Origin of the sequence: Gallintestinimicrobium sp., assembly GCF_046968865.1 — a bacterium.
Taxonomy (GTDB): Bacteria; Bacillota; Clostridia; order Lachnospirales; family Lachnospiraceae; genus Gallintestinimicrobium; species Gallintestinimicrobium propionicum.
Window position 1 is genome coordinate 101,620 of the sequence record NZ_JBKVPW010000010.1, and the last position, 15,238, is coordinate 116,857.

The 15,238-nt window shown below is 48.7% G+C and carries 17 protein-coding genes; 12 read left to right on the forward strand and 5 right to left on the reverse strand.

The window, feature by feature from the left end; genetic code table 11:
* The first annotated feature begins 189 nt into the window (after positions 1 to 189).
* Positions 190 to 1,950, forward strand: a complete 1,761-nt coding sequence (aspS, locus tag ACLTOQ_RS10180) for an aspartate--tRNA ligase (RefSeq protein ID WP_021915953.1) — start codon at positions 190 to 192, stop codon at positions 1,948 to 1,950.
* A gap of 176 nt (positions 1,951 to 2,126) precedes the next feature.
* Here the strand turns inward: aspS and ACLTOQ_RS10185 are convergent, their stop codons facing one another.
* The 3 genes from ACLTOQ_RS10185 to nrdD all read right to left on the reverse strand — a co-directional run bounded on the left by ACLTOQ_RS10185 (position 2,127) and on the right by nrdD (position 5,576).
* Entirely contained in the window at positions 2,127 to 2,621 is a 495-nt protein-coding gene (locus tag ACLTOQ_RS10185; protein WP_021915954.1) for an HD domain-containing protein, read from the reverse strand.
* A 247-nt stretch (positions 2,622 to 2,868) separates the two neighbouring features.
* Positions 2,869 to 3,417 carry an anaerobic ribonucleoside-triphosphate reductase activating protein gene (nrdG, locus tag ACLTOQ_RS10190; RefSeq protein ID WP_412319360.1) on the reverse strand — a complete coding sequence of 183 codons (549 nt, stop codon included), beginning with the start codon at positions 3,415 to 3,417 and terminating at the stop codon, positions 2,869 to 2,871.
* Positions 3,417 to 5,576 carry an anaerobic ribonucleoside-triphosphate reductase gene (gene nrdD / locus ACLTOQ_RS10195; protein ID WP_412271492.1) on the reverse strand — a complete coding sequence of 720 codons (2,160 nt, stop codon included), beginning with the start codon at positions 5,574 to 5,576 and terminating at the stop codon, positions 3,417 to 3,419. Before nrdD ends, nrdG begins: the two co-directional genes overlap by 1 nt.
* A 229-nt stretch (positions 5,577 to 5,805) precedes the next feature.
* On the opposite strand from nrdD, the gene ACLTOQ_RS10200 reads away from it, so the two are divergent.
* A complete protein-coding gene (locus ACLTOQ_RS10200; RefSeq protein ID WP_412271490.1) occupies positions 5,806 to 6,441 on the forward strand; it encodes a Crp/Fnr family transcriptional regulator in 636 nt (211 codons plus the stop codon).
* Positions 6,438 to 6,938, forward strand: a complete 501-nt coding sequence (locus ACLTOQ_RS10205) for a DUF2752 domain-containing protein (protein ID WP_412271488.1) — start codon at positions 6,438 to 6,440, stop codon at positions 6,936 to 6,938. Before ACLTOQ_RS10200 ends, ACLTOQ_RS10205 begins: the two co-directional genes overlap by 4 nt.
* A gap of 48 nt (positions 6,939 to 6,986) precedes the next feature.
* On the opposite strand, the gene ACLTOQ_RS10210 is transcribed toward ACLTOQ_RS10205, so the two are convergent.
* Complete coding sequence (locus ACLTOQ_RS10210) at positions 6,987 to 7,850, reverse strand: class I SAM-dependent methyltransferase (protein WP_021915959.1); 864 nt, start codon at positions 7,848 to 7,850, stop codon at positions 6,987 to 6,989.
* A gap of 284 nt (positions 7,851 to 8,134) precedes the next feature.
* The gene (locus ACLTOQ_RS10215; protein WP_412271486.1) at positions 8,135 to 9,013 is read right to left on the reverse strand and encodes a LysR family transcriptional regulator; all 879 of its coding nucleotides are present in this window, start codon (positions 9,011 to 9,013) and stop codon (positions 8,135 to 8,137) included.
* Between the two features lie 258 nt (positions 9,014 to 9,271).
* On the opposite strand from ACLTOQ_RS10215, the gene ACLTOQ_RS10220 reads away from it, so the two are divergent.
* The 9 genes from ACLTOQ_RS10220 to rpsS all read left to right on the forward strand — a co-directional run bounded on the left by ACLTOQ_RS10220 (position 9,272) and on the right by rpsS (position 15,225).
* Positions 9,272 to 9,841 carry a chromate transporter gene (locus ACLTOQ_RS10220; protein WP_412319361.1) on the forward strand — a complete coding sequence of 190 codons (570 nt, stop codon included), beginning with the start codon at positions 9,272 to 9,274 and terminating at the stop codon, positions 9,839 to 9,841.
* Entirely contained in the window at positions 9,838 to 10,410 is a 573-nt protein-coding gene (locus ACLTOQ_RS10225; protein ID WP_412319362.1) for a chromate transporter, read from the forward strand. Before ACLTOQ_RS10220 ends, ACLTOQ_RS10225 begins: the two co-directional genes overlap by 4 nt.
* Positions 10,411 to 10,570: 160 nt before the next feature.
* Positions 10,571 to 11,191 carry a carbohydrate-binding family 9-like protein gene (locus ACLTOQ_RS10230; protein ID WP_118762369.1) on the forward strand — a complete coding sequence of 207 codons (621 nt, stop codon included), beginning with the start codon at positions 10,571 to 10,573 and terminating at the stop codon, positions 11,189 to 11,191.
* Between the two features lie 578 nt (positions 11,192 to 11,769).
* Positions 11,770 to 12,090: a 30S ribosomal protein S10 gene (gene rpsJ, locus ACLTOQ_RS10235; RefSeq protein ID WP_021915964.1), complete on the forward strand. Its 321-nt coding sequence runs from the start codon at positions 11,770 to 11,772 to the stop codon at positions 12,088 to 12,090.
* A gap of 119 nt (positions 12,091 to 12,209) precedes the next feature.
* Positions 12,210 to 12,893 (forward strand): 50S ribosomal protein L3, encoded by a 684-nt coding sequence (rplC, locus tag ACLTOQ_RS10240; RefSeq protein ID WP_117960412.1) that lies wholly within the window; start codon positions 12,210 to 12,212, stop codon positions 12,891 to 12,893.
* A gap of 23 nt (positions 12,894 to 12,916) precedes the next feature.
* Positions 12,917 to 13,537, forward strand: coding sequence for a 50S ribosomal protein L4 (rplD, locus tag ACLTOQ_RS10245; protein ID WP_021915966.1), 621 nt, complete (start codon positions 12,917 to 12,919; stop codon positions 13,535 to 13,537).
* Complete coding sequence (gene rplW / locus ACLTOQ_RS10250; protein WP_021915967.1) at positions 13,537 to 13,836, forward strand: 50S ribosomal protein L23; 300 nt, start codon at positions 13,537 to 13,539, stop codon at positions 13,834 to 13,836. The genes rplD and rplW overlap by 1 nt, the downstream gene beginning before the upstream one ends.
* Before the next feature lie 244 nt (positions 13,837 to 14,080).
* Positions 14,081 to 14,923 carry a 50S ribosomal protein L2 gene (rplB, locus tag ACLTOQ_RS10255; RefSeq protein WP_021915968.1) on the forward strand — a complete coding sequence of 281 codons (843 nt, stop codon included), beginning with the start codon at positions 14,081 to 14,083 and terminating at the stop codon, positions 14,921 to 14,923.
* 20 nt (positions 14,924 to 14,943) lie between these two features.
* Positions 14,944 to 15,225, forward strand: coding sequence for a 30S ribosomal protein S19 (gene rpsS, locus ACLTOQ_RS10260; protein ID WP_021915969.1), 282 nt, complete (start codon positions 14,944 to 14,946; stop codon positions 15,223 to 15,225).
* Positions 15,226 to 15,238: the final 13 nt, after the last annotated feature.

Below are 15,238 nucleotides of genomic sequence, written 5' to 3' on the forward strand. Positions count from 1 at the left end.
TTCCACAGTTCACTTGAAACCTTCTATTGTCATGAATCGCATCTTCAATGCTTTCCACTGCTTTGCAGCTCTTTTTACTCATAAAATGGCGCGTGAATTTCCAACACCGCATATTGACGTGCCTATTTGCAGGGTGGTATAATTTGTTACATATGGATTGATATCGCAAAAGGAGATGTGAGAATACAGATGCAGGGAAGAACACACAACTGCGGCCAGCTCAGACTGGAAAACGCAGGAGAAAAAGTAACTCTGGTCGGATGGTTTGAGAACATCCGTAAGGTGAGCAAAAATCTCGGATTTGTTATCCTGAGAGATTTTTATGGAACGACACAGATCGTCGTTGAAACAGAAGATCTGATGGAGCAGTTTTCTGCAATCAATACAGAGTCTACCATTGAAGTAACAGGAACCGTGCGAGAGCGCAGCTCGAAGAACCCGAAGCTGGCAACCGGGGATATTGAAGTAGTTCCCGAAACCGTTAAGGTACTGGGCAAGTGCCAGTATCAGGAGCTTCCGTTCCAGATTAACCGTTCGAAAGAAGCAGATGAAAATACAAGACTGAAATACCGTTATTTGGATCTCAGAAATCCGGAGGTAAAATCCAAGATCGTATTGAGAAGCAAGATTGTAGCAGATCTTCGTTCCGCAATGGTTGCCCATGATTTCATGGAAATTACAACGCCGATCCTGACCTGCTCTTCTCCGGAGGGTGCAAGAGACTATCTGGTTCCTGCCAGAAAGCATCCGGGTAAGTTTTACGCGCTGCCTCAGGCTCCGCAGCAGTTCAAGCAGCTGCTGATGGCTTCTGGCTTTGACCGTTATTTCCAGATTGCTCCCTGTTTCAGAGACGAGGATGCGAGAGCAGACCGTTCTCCGGGTGAATTCTATCAGCTGGATATGGAAATGGCATTTGCCAATCAGGAAGATGTCTTTGCTGTTCTGGAAGACGTTCTTCCTCCGATTTTTGCAAAGTATGGTATTTATCATGAAGCCTCTACCGCTCCCTTCAAACGGATTCCCTACAGAGAGGCCATGGAGAAATACGGCTCTGATAAGCCAGATCTGAGAATCAGCCTGCTAGTTCAGGATGCGACAGAAGCTCTGGCAGACTGCGGCTTTGAACCCTTTGCAGGCAAAACGGTAAAGGCTGTCGTAGCGCCTGATTTCAAGGGTACCAGAAAGCAGATCGATAAGATGTGCGCAGAAGTAGAAGTGATCAGCGGTCAGAAGGCATACTGGTTTAAGATGGATGAAAACGGTGAGCTGGCTGGCGGTATTGCGAAGTTCTTGCAGGAAAAGAAGGACGCTGTTATAGAAGCTCTCGGCTTAAAGAATGGTGACTTTGTAGCACTGAGTGCAGGTACCCTGGGCGCAGCACAGAAGACTGCAGGTGTTATTCGCAAGCTGGTTGGCACATCCTTCGATGGCTATATGAAAAAAGAATGCTATGAGTTCTGTTGGGTTGTTGATTTCCCGATGTACGAAATCGGCGAAGAGTCCGGCGAACTGGAATTTTGCCACAATCCTTTCTCCATGCCTCAGGGCGGCGTAGAAGCGCTGGAGAATCAGGATCCGCTGGAGATTCTGGCATATCAGTACGATCTGGTCTGCAACGGAATTGAGTTGTCTTCCGGTGCGGTGCGTAACCACGATCCTGAGATCATGGTAAAAGCGTTCGAGCTGGTTGGACTGGGCGAAGAAGATGTGAAAGCGAAATTCCCTGCTATGTACAATGCATTTTGCTACGGCGCACCGCCGCACGCAGGGATTGCTCCCGGCGTAGACCGTATGGTTATGCTGATTGCAGGTGAAGACAGCATCCGCGAGATTATTCCGTTCCCGATGAACAAGAATGCTCAGGACGTTATGATGGGCGCTCCTGCAGAGGTAGACGAGAAGCAGCTGAGAGAGGTTCATATCAAGATCAGCGCTCCGGAGAAGCAGTAAGTAAGAAAACAATAGAATGCACGCTCTGCGAGCATTCTATTGTCATGAATAAAAACGTGCGGAACACTTTCAGATCGAAGGTGTTTCGCACGTTTTGTTGTTTCGGACAATAGAATATTTGCAGAGCATGCATCATTCTATTGTACGAGAAAATAGAATATTCGCAGGGATTGGGATCAGCCGTAGCTGATAACAACCTTATGCCTGCGTGCCAAAGCAATGCGGAAGCAGCAAAACTCTGAAATGGCACAGAGTTTATCGGCAAGGCTGATTAACCATGCCTCCCGGCTTTCGGGAAGAGGTCCAAGCGGAAACATGTGGGACAGGATCGCCTGTCGCTCTTTGTCGGAAATCAGGAAATGCCTTTCGCTGGTGCTGGCGGCCACTCTGGGATGATAGTAGGCCTGTATTTCCCCTTTGGGAAGCTTATCTTTGAAATCGTAAACACAGAAGTCATGAAGAAGTCCGGCCCGGGCAGCTGTTTGGGCATCCCATCCGAGCTTTCTGGCAATGAGCCAGGAGATATAAGAAACGTTCAGACTGTGCATGAAGCGGGTTGTCTGAAAATGCTGCTTATACCGTTGAAGCTTTTTGAATTCGGGATTGTCCAGAATGCTCTGCACCAGACCGCGGTACTCGGCGCTGATATCATCCGCGACTGTAATCTCCATCGGCTGTCACATCCTTTCCGGCGGGAACGAGTACGGATTTTCCGTGGTTTAAAAAGCGGAGAACCGTTGTTCCTCCTGCTTTTAAGTATACTGCACCGGGAGTGAAAAACAAGTGGAAAAGACTGGATTTCACGAAGATTTCATAAACGGTGCGGGGAAAACTGTAACTGCTGAAATTTTCTTTTACATGGAATCAGAGCCTTACGACAAGCAGATTTTGTACTTGCCGAAAGGCTCTGAGGAAATTTTAATATTTCATAGAAATATTCTGACTGACGAGCCCGTGCCACACCACGCTGCCGGAAGAAAGCGTTGCGGGAACGTCGATCAGGCGCTGATTTTCGGAGCCGCGGAATGCAAGGCTGATGTTTTTCTGAGCCTCGATAAATTCCCCATCAACGAGGACATCGAGCAGGGAAAGCATCTCATCTGTGCATTCGCACCGAGCGCGGCTTTCGGACAAAAGATCTGATTCCAGGGTGTAGCCGGTATAGCACCAGATTGTTTTACCGGGATACTGCGCACGGACTTTTTTCAGGAAAGGGACAAGCGCCCGCTGATTATCCGGTTCAAACGGTTCTCCGCCCAGCAGGGACAGTCCGTCGATATAATTTGGAGAAAGCAGCGTAAGCAGTTTGCTTTGCGCTTGTTCATCGAATGGGGAGCCGTAGGAAAAGCTCCAGGTTTCCGGGTTGAAACAGTTATGGCAGTGATGAGTGCAGCCGGAGACGAAAAGGGAAACCCGTACGCCCTCTCCGTTTGCAATATCACAGTTTTTGATTGTACCGTAGTTCATTATAGATGAAGCACCCTCTCTTTAATTTCCTGCGTCCGTCCCTGATTCCAGAACTGAGTGCCAATATAGCCGCAGGTACGCCTTGCGACGTTTAATTTGTTCTGATCGGTGCAGCCGCATTTCGGACATTTCCAAATGAGCTTTTTGTGTTCATCCTCAACGATCTGAATTTCGCCGGTATAACCGCATTCCTGGCAATAGTCGCTCTTGGTGTTTAACTCTGCGTACATGATGTTGTCGTAGATAAAGCGCATGACCTGAATGACAGCCGGGATGTTGTCCTGCATGTCGGGAACCTCCACATAGCTGATCGCTCCGCCGGTGGAAAGCGCCTGGAACTGGGACTCGAATTTCAGTTTGGAAAAAGCGTCGATTGGCTCGGTAACGTGCACATGGTAGCTGTTGGTGATATAGTTCTTGTCCGTTATGCCGTCGATGATGCCGAAACGCTTCTGCAGGCATTTGGCGAACTTGTAGGTTGTACTTTCGATCGGAGAACCGTAAATGGAGAACGCGATATTGGTTTCCTGTTTCCATTTGTTGCAGGCATCGTTCATGTGCTGCATGACTTCCAGTGCGAACGGGGTCGCTTCCGGATCGGTGTGGGATTTGCCGGTCATGTATTTGACACATTCGTACAGACCAGCATAGCCAAGGGAAATCGTGGAGTAGCCGCCGTAGAGCAGCTTGTCGATCGTTTCGCCTTTTTTGAGACGGGCAAGAGCACCGTACTGCCAGAGGATCGGGGCAGCGTCAGATAACGTACCCTCTAAACGCTTATGGCGAAGCATCAGGGCGCGATAGCACAAATCAAGACGCTCGTCGAAAATTTCCCAGAATTTCTTGAAATCCCCGCCGGAGGAAAGTGCGACGTCAGGTAGGTTGATGGTTACGACGCCCTGGTTGAAGCGGCCGTAGAATTTGTAATTGCCGTTTTCATCCTTCCAGGGACTCAGGCAGCTGCGGCAGCCCATAACGGGGAAGCAGTTGCCTTCTTTTAATTCTTTCATTTTCTTTTCAGAAATATAATCAGGAACCAGACGCCTTGCGGTGCATTTTGCTGCGAGCTGTGTCAGGTAGAAGTATTCGGAATCCTCTTCCACGTTGTCGTCTTCGAGCACATAGATCAGCTTGGGGAACGCGGGAGTAATCCATACGCCTGCTTCGTTCTTGACGCCCTGATAGCGCTGTTTTAAGGTTTCTTCGATAATCAGTGCGAGATCCTTTTTTTCCTGCGCATTTTTTGCCTCATTCAGATACATGAAGACCGTCAAAAACGGTGCCTGGCCGTTTGTGGTCATCAGGGTGATGATCTGGTACTGAATGGTCTGTACGCCCTTGGTGATCTCACGGTGCAGACGGGTTTCCACGATATCGTTGAGCTGTTCGGGAGTCGCCTGGGTGTTGAGAATTTTCATTTCTTCGGCAACCTCGGTGCGGATCTTTTCCCGGGAAACCTGTACGAAAGGCGCGAGGTGTGCGAGAGAAATACTCTGTCCGCCGTACTGGTTGCTTGCCACCTGCGCGATGATCTGGGTCGCGATGTTGCAGGCTGTGGAAAAGCTGTGGGGCTTTTCAATTTTGGTTTCGCTGATGACGGTGCCGTTCTGCAGCATATCCTCGAGGTTTACGAGGTCGCAGTTGTGCATGTGCTGTGCGAAGTAGTCGGAATCGTGGAAGTGGATCAGTCCCTTCTGGTCAGCCTCTACGATGTCGGAAGGCAGTAAAAGGCGCTGGGTTAAGTCTCGGCTGACCTCGCCTGCCATGTAGTCACGCTGTACGCTGTTGACCGTAGGGTTTTTGTTGGAATTTTCCTGTTTGGCCTCTTCGTTGTTGCATTCGATCAACGAAAGGATCCGGGTATCCGTGGTGTTGGATTTGCGGATCAGAGAGCGCTGATAGCGGTACTGGACATAGTGCTTCGCGAGGTCGAAAGCGCCGGTTGCCATGATCTGGTTTTCTACCATATCCTGTACTTCTTCTACGGATACAGCGCGTCCGATCTTGTTGCATTTATATTCGACGTAGTCTGCAATATCGTGAATCTGTTCCGGAGAAAGTCTGGTTCCTTCCTCAGAGTTGTTGGCCTTTGTGATGGCCGCCACAATTTTTTCGGAATCGAAAGTGGCTTCAGAGCCGTTCCTCTTGATGATTTTCATAGTCTACCTCTCCTTTTTCGTGCAAAAATCTCGGAAAACGGAGTAAATGACAGTTTCTCGAGATTTAACATAAAATCTGACATGCTCCGGCAGTGTTCTTCTACTGTGGAGTGCAAGCATTATTATATAACCGAAGTCCTGATAAAATAGTTGCACAAGCAACAAATATAGGATATAATACAAAATATAGTGGTTTGCACAAAAATAGACTACATGATGGTGTGAAAATATGGAACAATTTATTGGCTTTTGGGACTTGACAAAAGAACAGCAGGAGCGTTTGGCAGCGGACGGGATGTTGAATATCCGGACGTTTGGAAAGCGCCAGGTGCTGATGAATCAGGACGACGACGCGGACAATGTGGGCGTTATGCTGAGCGGAACCGCCTTTTTGGAGAGTATGAATCAGGAGGGACAGCGACGGATTCTGGATTATTATGAGCCGAAGGAGAGTTTTACACGGAAATGCTTTCCGGATGTGGAGGGCGTATGCTACGTCATTTCGCGTTCCAGCTGCCAGGTCGCTTTTTTGAACGACAGAAAGCTGTCGTCGGCTTATAAAAAATATGAAAAGCGCGGGCAGCTTCTGGAGGAAATTCTGATGGGAACCCAGAAACGTGCGCTGATGCACGCGGATGTGCTGGGGCAGAAGACGCTGCGGCAGAAGCTGATGACGTATTTTCAGTTTTTGAACCACCAGAAGGGCAGAGATGGTTTTTCTTTACCGTTTTCCTATACGGACTGTGCGGACTATCTGTTTGTGGATCGCAGCGCGATGATGCGCGAACTGGGACGGATGAAGGAGGAAGGACTGATTCGGACGGAAGGGAAGAAAATCTGGCTGGAGGAGAAAAAACTGCGGTGAAGATATCAGGGAGAAGGGAAGATAAAAAAACAACAGCTATTATTGGTAGAATTCGCAAAGACGTGGGGGATTATTGGGGCTTTGCTGTCGTGTTTGTTTTGTACGATATTGCAGCGCATGCGATGTTTCATGCGTTCTGTCCCTCCGTGTTTTTATTTGGTCTGCCCTGTCCCGGCTGTGGGATGACGCGGGCGGTATTCTTTTTTATCACAGGGCAGTTTCAGAGGGGAATGCAGATGAATCCGCTGGGGCTTCTGTGGATTCTATGGGCTGCTTATCTGGTGGTTATGCGGTATGGGTTTGGGAAAAAAGCGAAAGGGCTGATGAAGGCTGCAGGCGTGATTGTAGTGCTGATGGTCGCAGTCTATTTGTATCGAATGTATTGCTTCTTCCCCGGAGAGCCGCCGATTAGCTACACATCGGGCAGTCTGGCGGAGCGGCTTATTCCGGGGTATCGGAAGTGGATTCTGGGATTGGTTCGAATGCTGCAGGGGTGAGAGACGCTGCGTTACTCATGACAATAGAATGCTCGCAGAGCGTGCATTCTATTGTTTGCTCCAGCGTCCGGACGCGCCGCAGGGCAGCACCAGTCCGTTGTCTGTAACGGGCAGTCCGATTTCGGATGCTTCGGTGTGTCCGCCGAATTTCGGCGTAATGGCAGTCTGCATCATATAGTTTAAAACAGCAGGCTGTAGACCGGTTGTATAGGAGTTGATCAGGAAAAAGAGCGGGTCATCGGACAGAATCTGAGTCGTCAGTTCGATGAAGGGATAGATGCTCTCTTCAATTTTCCAGATTTCGCCTTTAGGACCTCTGCCGTAGGAGGGAGGATCCATGATGATGCCGTCATAGTGGTTGCCGCGGCGGATTTCACGTTCGACAAATTTTACACAGTCATCTACGAGCCAGCGGATCGGAGCATCGGAAAGACCGGAAGCCGCTGCGTTTTCTTTTGCCCAGGTAACCATGCCCTTGGAAGCGTCCACATGGGTGACTGCCGCGCCTGCCTTCGCTGCGGACAGGGTAGCGCCGCCGGTGTAGGCGAACAGATTCAGCACTTTAACCGGGCGACCAGCGTTGGCAATCAGGTTGCCAAACCAGTCCCAGTTTGTTGCCTGTTCCGGAAACAGACCGGTATGTTTGAAGCTAAACGGCTTTAAACGGAAGGTCAGTTCGCGGTAATGGATGCTCCATTCCTCGGGCAGATTGAAAAATTCCCATTCGCCGCCGCCTTTGGAGCTGCGATGATAATGGCCGTTTTTCTTTTTCCAGCCGGGATTTTTGCGGGGGGTATTCCAGATGACCTGCGGATCGGGACGCACGAGAAGATAATCTCCCCAGCGTTCCAGCTTTTCTCCGCTGGAGGTATCCAGCACTTCATAATCTTTCCATTGATCTGCGATCCACATATTTTCCTCTCATTTCTGCGCACGCCTTTTGCGCATGTCGAGTTTGTGTCAAGTGCGCACAGACACAAATCTCGCGATTGAAAAATTTTATTTTTCAATCTTTATTCTTCATTTTGTAAGTAATATAGTTACAGGAATTATCTGCAAGGTATCCGGGCAAAACTGCATTTGCGCGTGTATACACAGGATAATAATACGAGATTATCATACAGGAAGTACGCCCAAAAAGCAATCATTCTATTGCTGGAGCGTTGCGATGAAAAAAATCGTTACTGTTCACTCACTTAAAATTTCCACATCCGGCATAAATTCAGAAATTCCTCTGCGGAGGACGAAAGGTATTTGTTGCGGTGCCGGATCAGGTATAGGCTGCGGGTCAGGATGTCGGGCGGAAGCGGAAGGGAGACAAGATCTCCGGATTTCAGTGCATCCCGGACGAGAAGCTCCGGTAAAATTGCGATGCCGAGACCGTTTTGGGCGGCGCGGATGAGGGCGAGGGTGCTGACGCTTTCCCAGACGGGCGTGATCTGGATACCGGCGGATAAAAAGAGACTTTCGACGATTTCCCTGCCGGCACTGCCCGGTTCGCGTAAAAGGAGGGGGCAGGAAGCAGCGTCGGCGAGGGTGACCGTCCGGTTGGCGGCAAGCGGATGGCCGGGAGCTGCGACCATGCAGAGCGTATCGGCAGAAAAGACCTCTGAAATGATTTCCGGGTGAGTGACAGTGCCTTCGACCAGGGCAAAATCCAGCTGATTGTCGACGACTGCCTGCTCGATTGTGCCGGTATTTTTGATCGTTACATAGATTTTGATTTCCGGGTGCTGCTCCTGATAGGTTTTGACAAGGGAGGGGAGCAGGCAGGTGCCGAGAGTGATGCTGGAGCCAATATGGAGCGGGGCATTTGCATCCCAGGCGGGAATTTTGTTTTCCATTTCTGAAAAAAGTGACACGATATGGAGTGCATATTCATAGAAGCGATGCCCGTTCTCCGTCGGGTAAATCCGTCGGGAGAGGCGGTCGAACAGGCGGATATGATAATATTCCTCCAGCTCCTTGATCGCCAGACTGACGGACGGTTGAGCCAGATGCAGTCTGTTCGATGCGAGGGTGATGCTTTTTTGCTGATATACGGCGACAAAAATTTTCATATGACGCAGAGTCATGGCGGTTCCTCCAAGGTGATCGGGTGAAAAATAAGTGTGATCGCTTATTTTCACGCAGTTATTTGTACCGAAGGTGTCAAAAGGCTGCTCCTGCACAGCTTATGTAATAAAAATATTATATATTTTATACTATAATACTATTTTACTTATATTACAAGAAAAGGTATGATAAGAACGATTACAAGAGGCTGTACGATGTTAGAAACAAACAGAAGCAGCGGGCATGCGAAAAAGCGTGCGCAGAAATGAGAGGAAAGCATGAAGGAGAAATGGACGAAGATCCGAAAAGTATTTTTTTCCACGCTGTATTTAAGCACGTTTACGTTCGGCGGCGGATACGTCATCGTCACGCTGATGAAAAAGAAATTTGTAGATGAGCTGCACTGGATCGATGAAGAGGAAATGCTCGATCTGGTGGCGATTGCGCAGTCTGCGCCGGGAGCGATTGCGGTAAACGGTGCAATCGTCGTAGGTTACAAGCTGGCGGGCATCGCAGGGGCACTCGCAGCGATCATCGGAACGATTATTCCGCCGTTTGTGATTTTGTCGGTGATCTTTTATTTTTATGCGGCATTTTCTTCTAATTATATTGTAAAAACGGTGCTGGACGGCATGCAGGCGGGCGTCGGCGCGGTCATTGCGTCGGTTGTCTATGACATGGGCAGCGGCATCGTGGAAGGAAAGCAAAAATCATCCCTCGCAATTATGGCGGCAGCGTTCCTTGCGGTCTGCATTTTTAATGTCAACGTGGTCTATGTCGTGATCTTCTGCATCGTGCTCGGAGTGGTACGGACCCTGATCCGGAAGAGAAAGGAGAAAAAGAGATGATTTACTGGCAGCTTTTTCTGAGCTTTTTGCAGATCGGCATGTTCAGCTTCGGCGGCGGCTATGCAGCGCTTCCGCTGATTCAGGAGCAGGTAGTGACGCAGCATGAGTGGCTGTCGAGATCGGAATTTACCGACCTGATTACAATTTCCCAGATGACGCCCGGACCGATTGCAGTCAATTCCGCGACGTTTGTCGGCATCCGGCTGGCAGGCTTTTTGGGAGCGCTGGCGGCGACATTTGGCTGTATTTTGCCCTCGTGCATCCTGGTAACGGTGCTGTCCTATCTTTATTTAAAATACCGTAAAATGAGCATGCTGCAGGGCGCGCTGGAAACGCTGCGTCCGGCAGTTGTGTCGATGATCGCTGCGGCAGGCGTATCGATCCTGATCACTGCGTTCTGGAACGACGCGGTGAGCTTTATGTCGACGAAGTGGGATTCGATCGTGATTTTTGTTGTCGCAGTATGGCTGTTAAAAAAGAAAAACTGGAATCCGATTCTTGTGATGGTGCTGAGCGGTTTTGCAAAGCTGGCAGTGCAGGGTGTGCTTGCGCTGGTTGGCATAGTATGATAAGGTAGGAATAGAACAAAGCATCCGGATGCGCGCAGGCGGAGGCACAGTAAAATGTCGTTCAAAGTGCGCAGCCAACAATAGAATGCACGCTCTGCGAGCATTCTATTGTCATGAATAAACGCCGTCGGTCTAGGAACGCGGCAGAAAAGAGGGACGTATGGAGTATCGTGTAAAAACAATATTTAATAAGGAAGAAATCGAATCCTGTCAGCGGTTTTCGATGGATCATTTTATGTGGACATGTCTGCAGAAGCCGGAGGCTTACGGGTGGATGGGCTACCTGAAGGATCAGGGACTTTTCGTGAAGCTGGTCTGCAAAGAAAAGGATCCGAAGCGCGTTTACCACAATTTTATGGATATGGTCTGTGAGGACAGCGCGATGGAGGTTTTCCTTGCATTCCCCGAAAAGGGTGAAGCGCTGACCAACGATGTAATGTATTTAAATTTTGAAGTCAATTCCAACGGTGCGATGTATGCAGCATATGGAAAGGGAAGAAAAGGCCGTAAACCGATGCCGGAGAAATATCTGCAGGTTGTAGACTGCAAAGCGGACAGACAGGAGGACAGCTGGACACTGACTTATCTGATCCCTGAGAGCTATCTGAAGGAAGAGGCAGGAGTGGAAAAGCTGGATGGGGAGACCGAGTTTTACTGTAACTTCTATAAGATAGCCCAGACTCCTGAAATTGAGCATTATGCTTCCTGGTCTCCGATCGATAATCCGACACCGAACTTCCATTTGCCGGTATTCTTCGCGAAGGCACAGATCGAGGAGTAAGTGTGACGAGTTTTTGCCACAGTTCACCGCGCCATTCGCGATACAATAGAATGTACGCTCCGCGAACATTCTATTGTCATGAATCGCAGCTGCGCTGCTTTCCGCTGCTTGCGCAGCTCCTTTTGCTCATCGATTGGCGCTCCCTTCGTGATTCCTTGTGCACAGATCCTCATGCGAGCATGAATCCGTGCGCAAGGAATCACGAGTGAACTGTTGTATCGAAAAATGTACAAAAAAAGAGAAAAGTTTTTGAAAAAAAGCCTTGCAATTTTGTAGGGCTTACTTTATACTACTAAGTGCTGTGACATGATAGCGAAGAAGCATAAGGTTGCTGCAACGGAAAATACATAATCCCTGCAGGTTTTTATGCGGAGCGAATGTCAAGTTAGTAAACTGACGACAAGTCACTGTACCAGATAACAGCACCTGTCACGAGACAGGGGAAACGACGTGGAGTCCACGATAAGAGAAAGAAAGGATCTTTCAGGGTTGCTTATCAAGAGGACACACACGGGAACGTGTACAGTCACCGCTTGTCGCACTTATCTCAAAAGCGCGAAAAGGAGGCGACTTTTTTTATGGCAAATCAGGTAATGAGGATTACACTGAAAGCTTACGATCATCAGTTAGTTGATGCGTCTGCGAAGAAAATCATCGAAACAGTCAAGAAAAATGGAGCACAGGTGAGCGGACCGGTACCGCTTCCCACTAAGAAGGAAGTAGTTACGATTCTGCGTGCCGTACACAAGTACAAAGACTCCAGAGAACAGTTCGAGCGCCGCACACACAAGAGACTGATCGATATCATTGCACCCACACCCAAGACCGTTGATGCTCTGCAGAGACTGGAAATGCCTGCTGGTGTGTACATCGATATCAAAATGAAAACAAACAAGTAATTGCAAGAACCTCTACAGAGACGTATGAATAGTCCAACTGCTTTAACCACTTCTGATGCAGAAGCAGGAAAGTTGCGAACATTCCGCTATGTAGAAATCAACAGGAGGTCAAACGAACAATGAAAAAAGCGATTTTAGCTACCAAAGTCGGAATGACTCAAATCTTCAACGAAGACGGCGTGCTGATCCCGGTAACCGTACTTCAGGCTGGTCCCTGTGTCGTAACACAGATCAAGACCGTAGAAAATGATGGTTACGAAGCAGTTCAGGTTGGTTTCGTTGATAAGAAAGAAAAAGTTATCAACAGAGACAAGGCTGGCAAGAAGGAAGTCATTCACAGACATGGCGTAAATAAAGCTCAGAAGGGACACTTCGAAAAAGCTGGTGTTTCCTGCAAGAGATATGTAAGAGAATTCCGGTTTGAAAATGCGTCTGAGTACGCACTGGCACAGGAAATCAAAGCTGACATCTTCGCAGCTGGCGACAGAATCGACGCTACTGCAATCAGCAAAGGTAAGGGCTTCCAGGGTGCGATCAAGAGATTTGGTCAGCACAGAGGACCTATGGCTCATGGTTCCAAATTCCATCGTCATCAGGGTTCCAACGGTGCCTGCTCCTCTCCGAGCCGCGTATTCAAGGGCAAGGGAATGCCTGGTCACATGGGCTGCGTAAAGGTTACTGTACAGAATCTGGATGTTGTAAGAGTAGATGCTGACAAGAACCTGATCCTGGTTAAGGGTGCTGTACCCGGACCTAAGAAAGCTCTGGTAACCATCAAAGAGACCGTTAAGGTTGAGGCTTAAAACTGGAAAGGAGGACCACACAGATGGCAAACGTATCTGTTTATAATATGGAAGGCAAGCAGATCGATACAATCGAATTAAACGATGCGGTATTCGGTGTTGAAGTAAACGAACATCTGGTACACATGGCAGTTGTTCAGCAGCTTGCAAACAATCGTCAGGGAACACAGAAAGCAAAGACTCGTTCCGAGGTTTCCGGCGGCGGAAGAAAACCCTGGAGACAGAAGGGAACCGGTCATGCAAGACAGGGCTCCATCCGCGCTCCCCAGTGGACAGGCGGCGGCGTAGTATTCGCTCCCGTACCGAGAGATTATTCCTTCAAGCTCAACAAGAAAGAGAAGAGAGCTGCTCTGAAGTCTGCTCTGACAGACAAGGTTGCAAATGCGAAGCTGATCGTTGTTGACGAGCTGAAGTTCGAAGAAATCAAGACCAAGAATTTTGCACAGGTTATGAAGAACCTGGATGTAAACAACGGTCTGGTTGTTGTAAACGAGAATGATGTAAACGTAATGATGAGCGCAAAGAACATCGCTGATGTGAAGATGGCTCTGCCGAACACCATCAACGTATATGACATCATGAAGGCTGGCAAGGTTGTTCTGACAAAGGACGCTGTTAAGACAATCGAGGAGGTGTACGCATAATGGCAGACATTAAGTACTATGACGTTATCCTCAAACCCGTCATCACTGAGAAGAGCATGGCTGGTATGGGCGAAAAGAAATATACCTTCCTGGTACATCCGGAAGCAAACAAGACCCAGATCAAGGAAGCTGTTGAGAAGATGTTCGAAGGCGCTAAGGTTGCTAAGGTAAACACTCTGAACGCTGACGGCAAGAACAAGAGACGCGGTATGGTAGTTGGTAAGACAGCCAAGACCAAAAAGGCTATCGTAACCCTGACCGCTGACAGCAAAGATATCGAGATCTTCGCTGGTCTGTAAGATGCGATGAAAGGAAGCTTGAGACAAAGGTTTGTTATAAAAGCTTTCAGGTAACGATCGAGGGCACGACGAGCGAGAACCTCGAGACTGACGTCTCTCGGTCGCGTTACACGCGTATACGTCTCGCCGATGAGCTCTTTGCTTGTGCAAGCACAGCAAAGCCTCCCCGTCGATCCGCACTCGCTCTGTTCATCGCGAATATGTGCATACAAGCACGATAATAAATAGTAAAGGAGAAATCATCATGGGAATTAAAACATATAATCCCTATACACCTTCCAGAAGAAATATGACTGGTTCTGATTTTTCCGAGATCACAAAGACAACTCCTGAAAAGAGCCTTTGCGTATCTCTGAAGAAGAACTCTGGTCGTAACAATCAGGGCAAGATCACCGTTAGACATCATGGCGGCGGCGTTCGTACCCAGTACAGAATGGTAGACTTCAAGAGATTCAAGGATGGCATTCCGGCAACTGTAGTTGGTATCGAATACGACCCCAACAGAACAGCAAACATCGCACTGATCTGCTACGCAGATGGCCAGAAGGCATATATCATCGCTCCTGAAGGACTGAAAGTAGGCCAGAAGGTCATGAACGGACCGGAAGCTGAAGTAAGAGTAGGCAACTGCCTGCCGTTATCTGAAATTCCTGTTGGTACTCAGGTACACAACATTGAATTATATCCCGGCAAGGGCGGACAGATGGTTCGTTCTGCAGGTAACAGCGCACAGCTGATGGCGAAGGAAGGCAAATATGCAACCCTGAGACTTCCCTCCGGTGAAATGAGAATGGTTCCGATCGTTTGCCGCGCTACAATCGGTGTTGTAGGCAATGGCGATCACAACCTGATCAACTACGGTAAAGCAGGACGTAAGCGTCACATGGGTATCCGTCCTACCGTTCGCGGTTCCGTTATGAACCCGAATGACCATCCGCATGGTGGTGGTGAAGGTAAGACCGGTATCGGCCGTCCTGGTCCGAGCACTCCTTGGGGCAAACCGGCACTCGGCTTGAAGACCAGAAAGTCTAAAAAGGCTTCTAACAAGCTGATCGTAAGAAGAAGAGACGGTAAGGCTATCAAATAAGGTTAAGGAGGAGAACAACAATGGCAAGATCACTGAAAAAAGGACCGTTCGCTGATGCCAGCTTGCTGAAAAAAGTGGACGCTATGAATGCTGCTGGACAGAAACAGGTTATCAAAACCTGGTCCCGTCGTTCTACAATTTTCCCGTCCTTCGTTGGACACACAATTGCAGTTCATGACGGCCGCAAGCATGTTCCGGTATATGTAACTGAAGATATGGTTGGACACAAACTTGGCGAATTCGTAGCTACCAGAACCTACAGAGGTCATGGTAAAGACGAAAAGAAGTCCAAAGTTAGATAATTGAAAGGAGGTT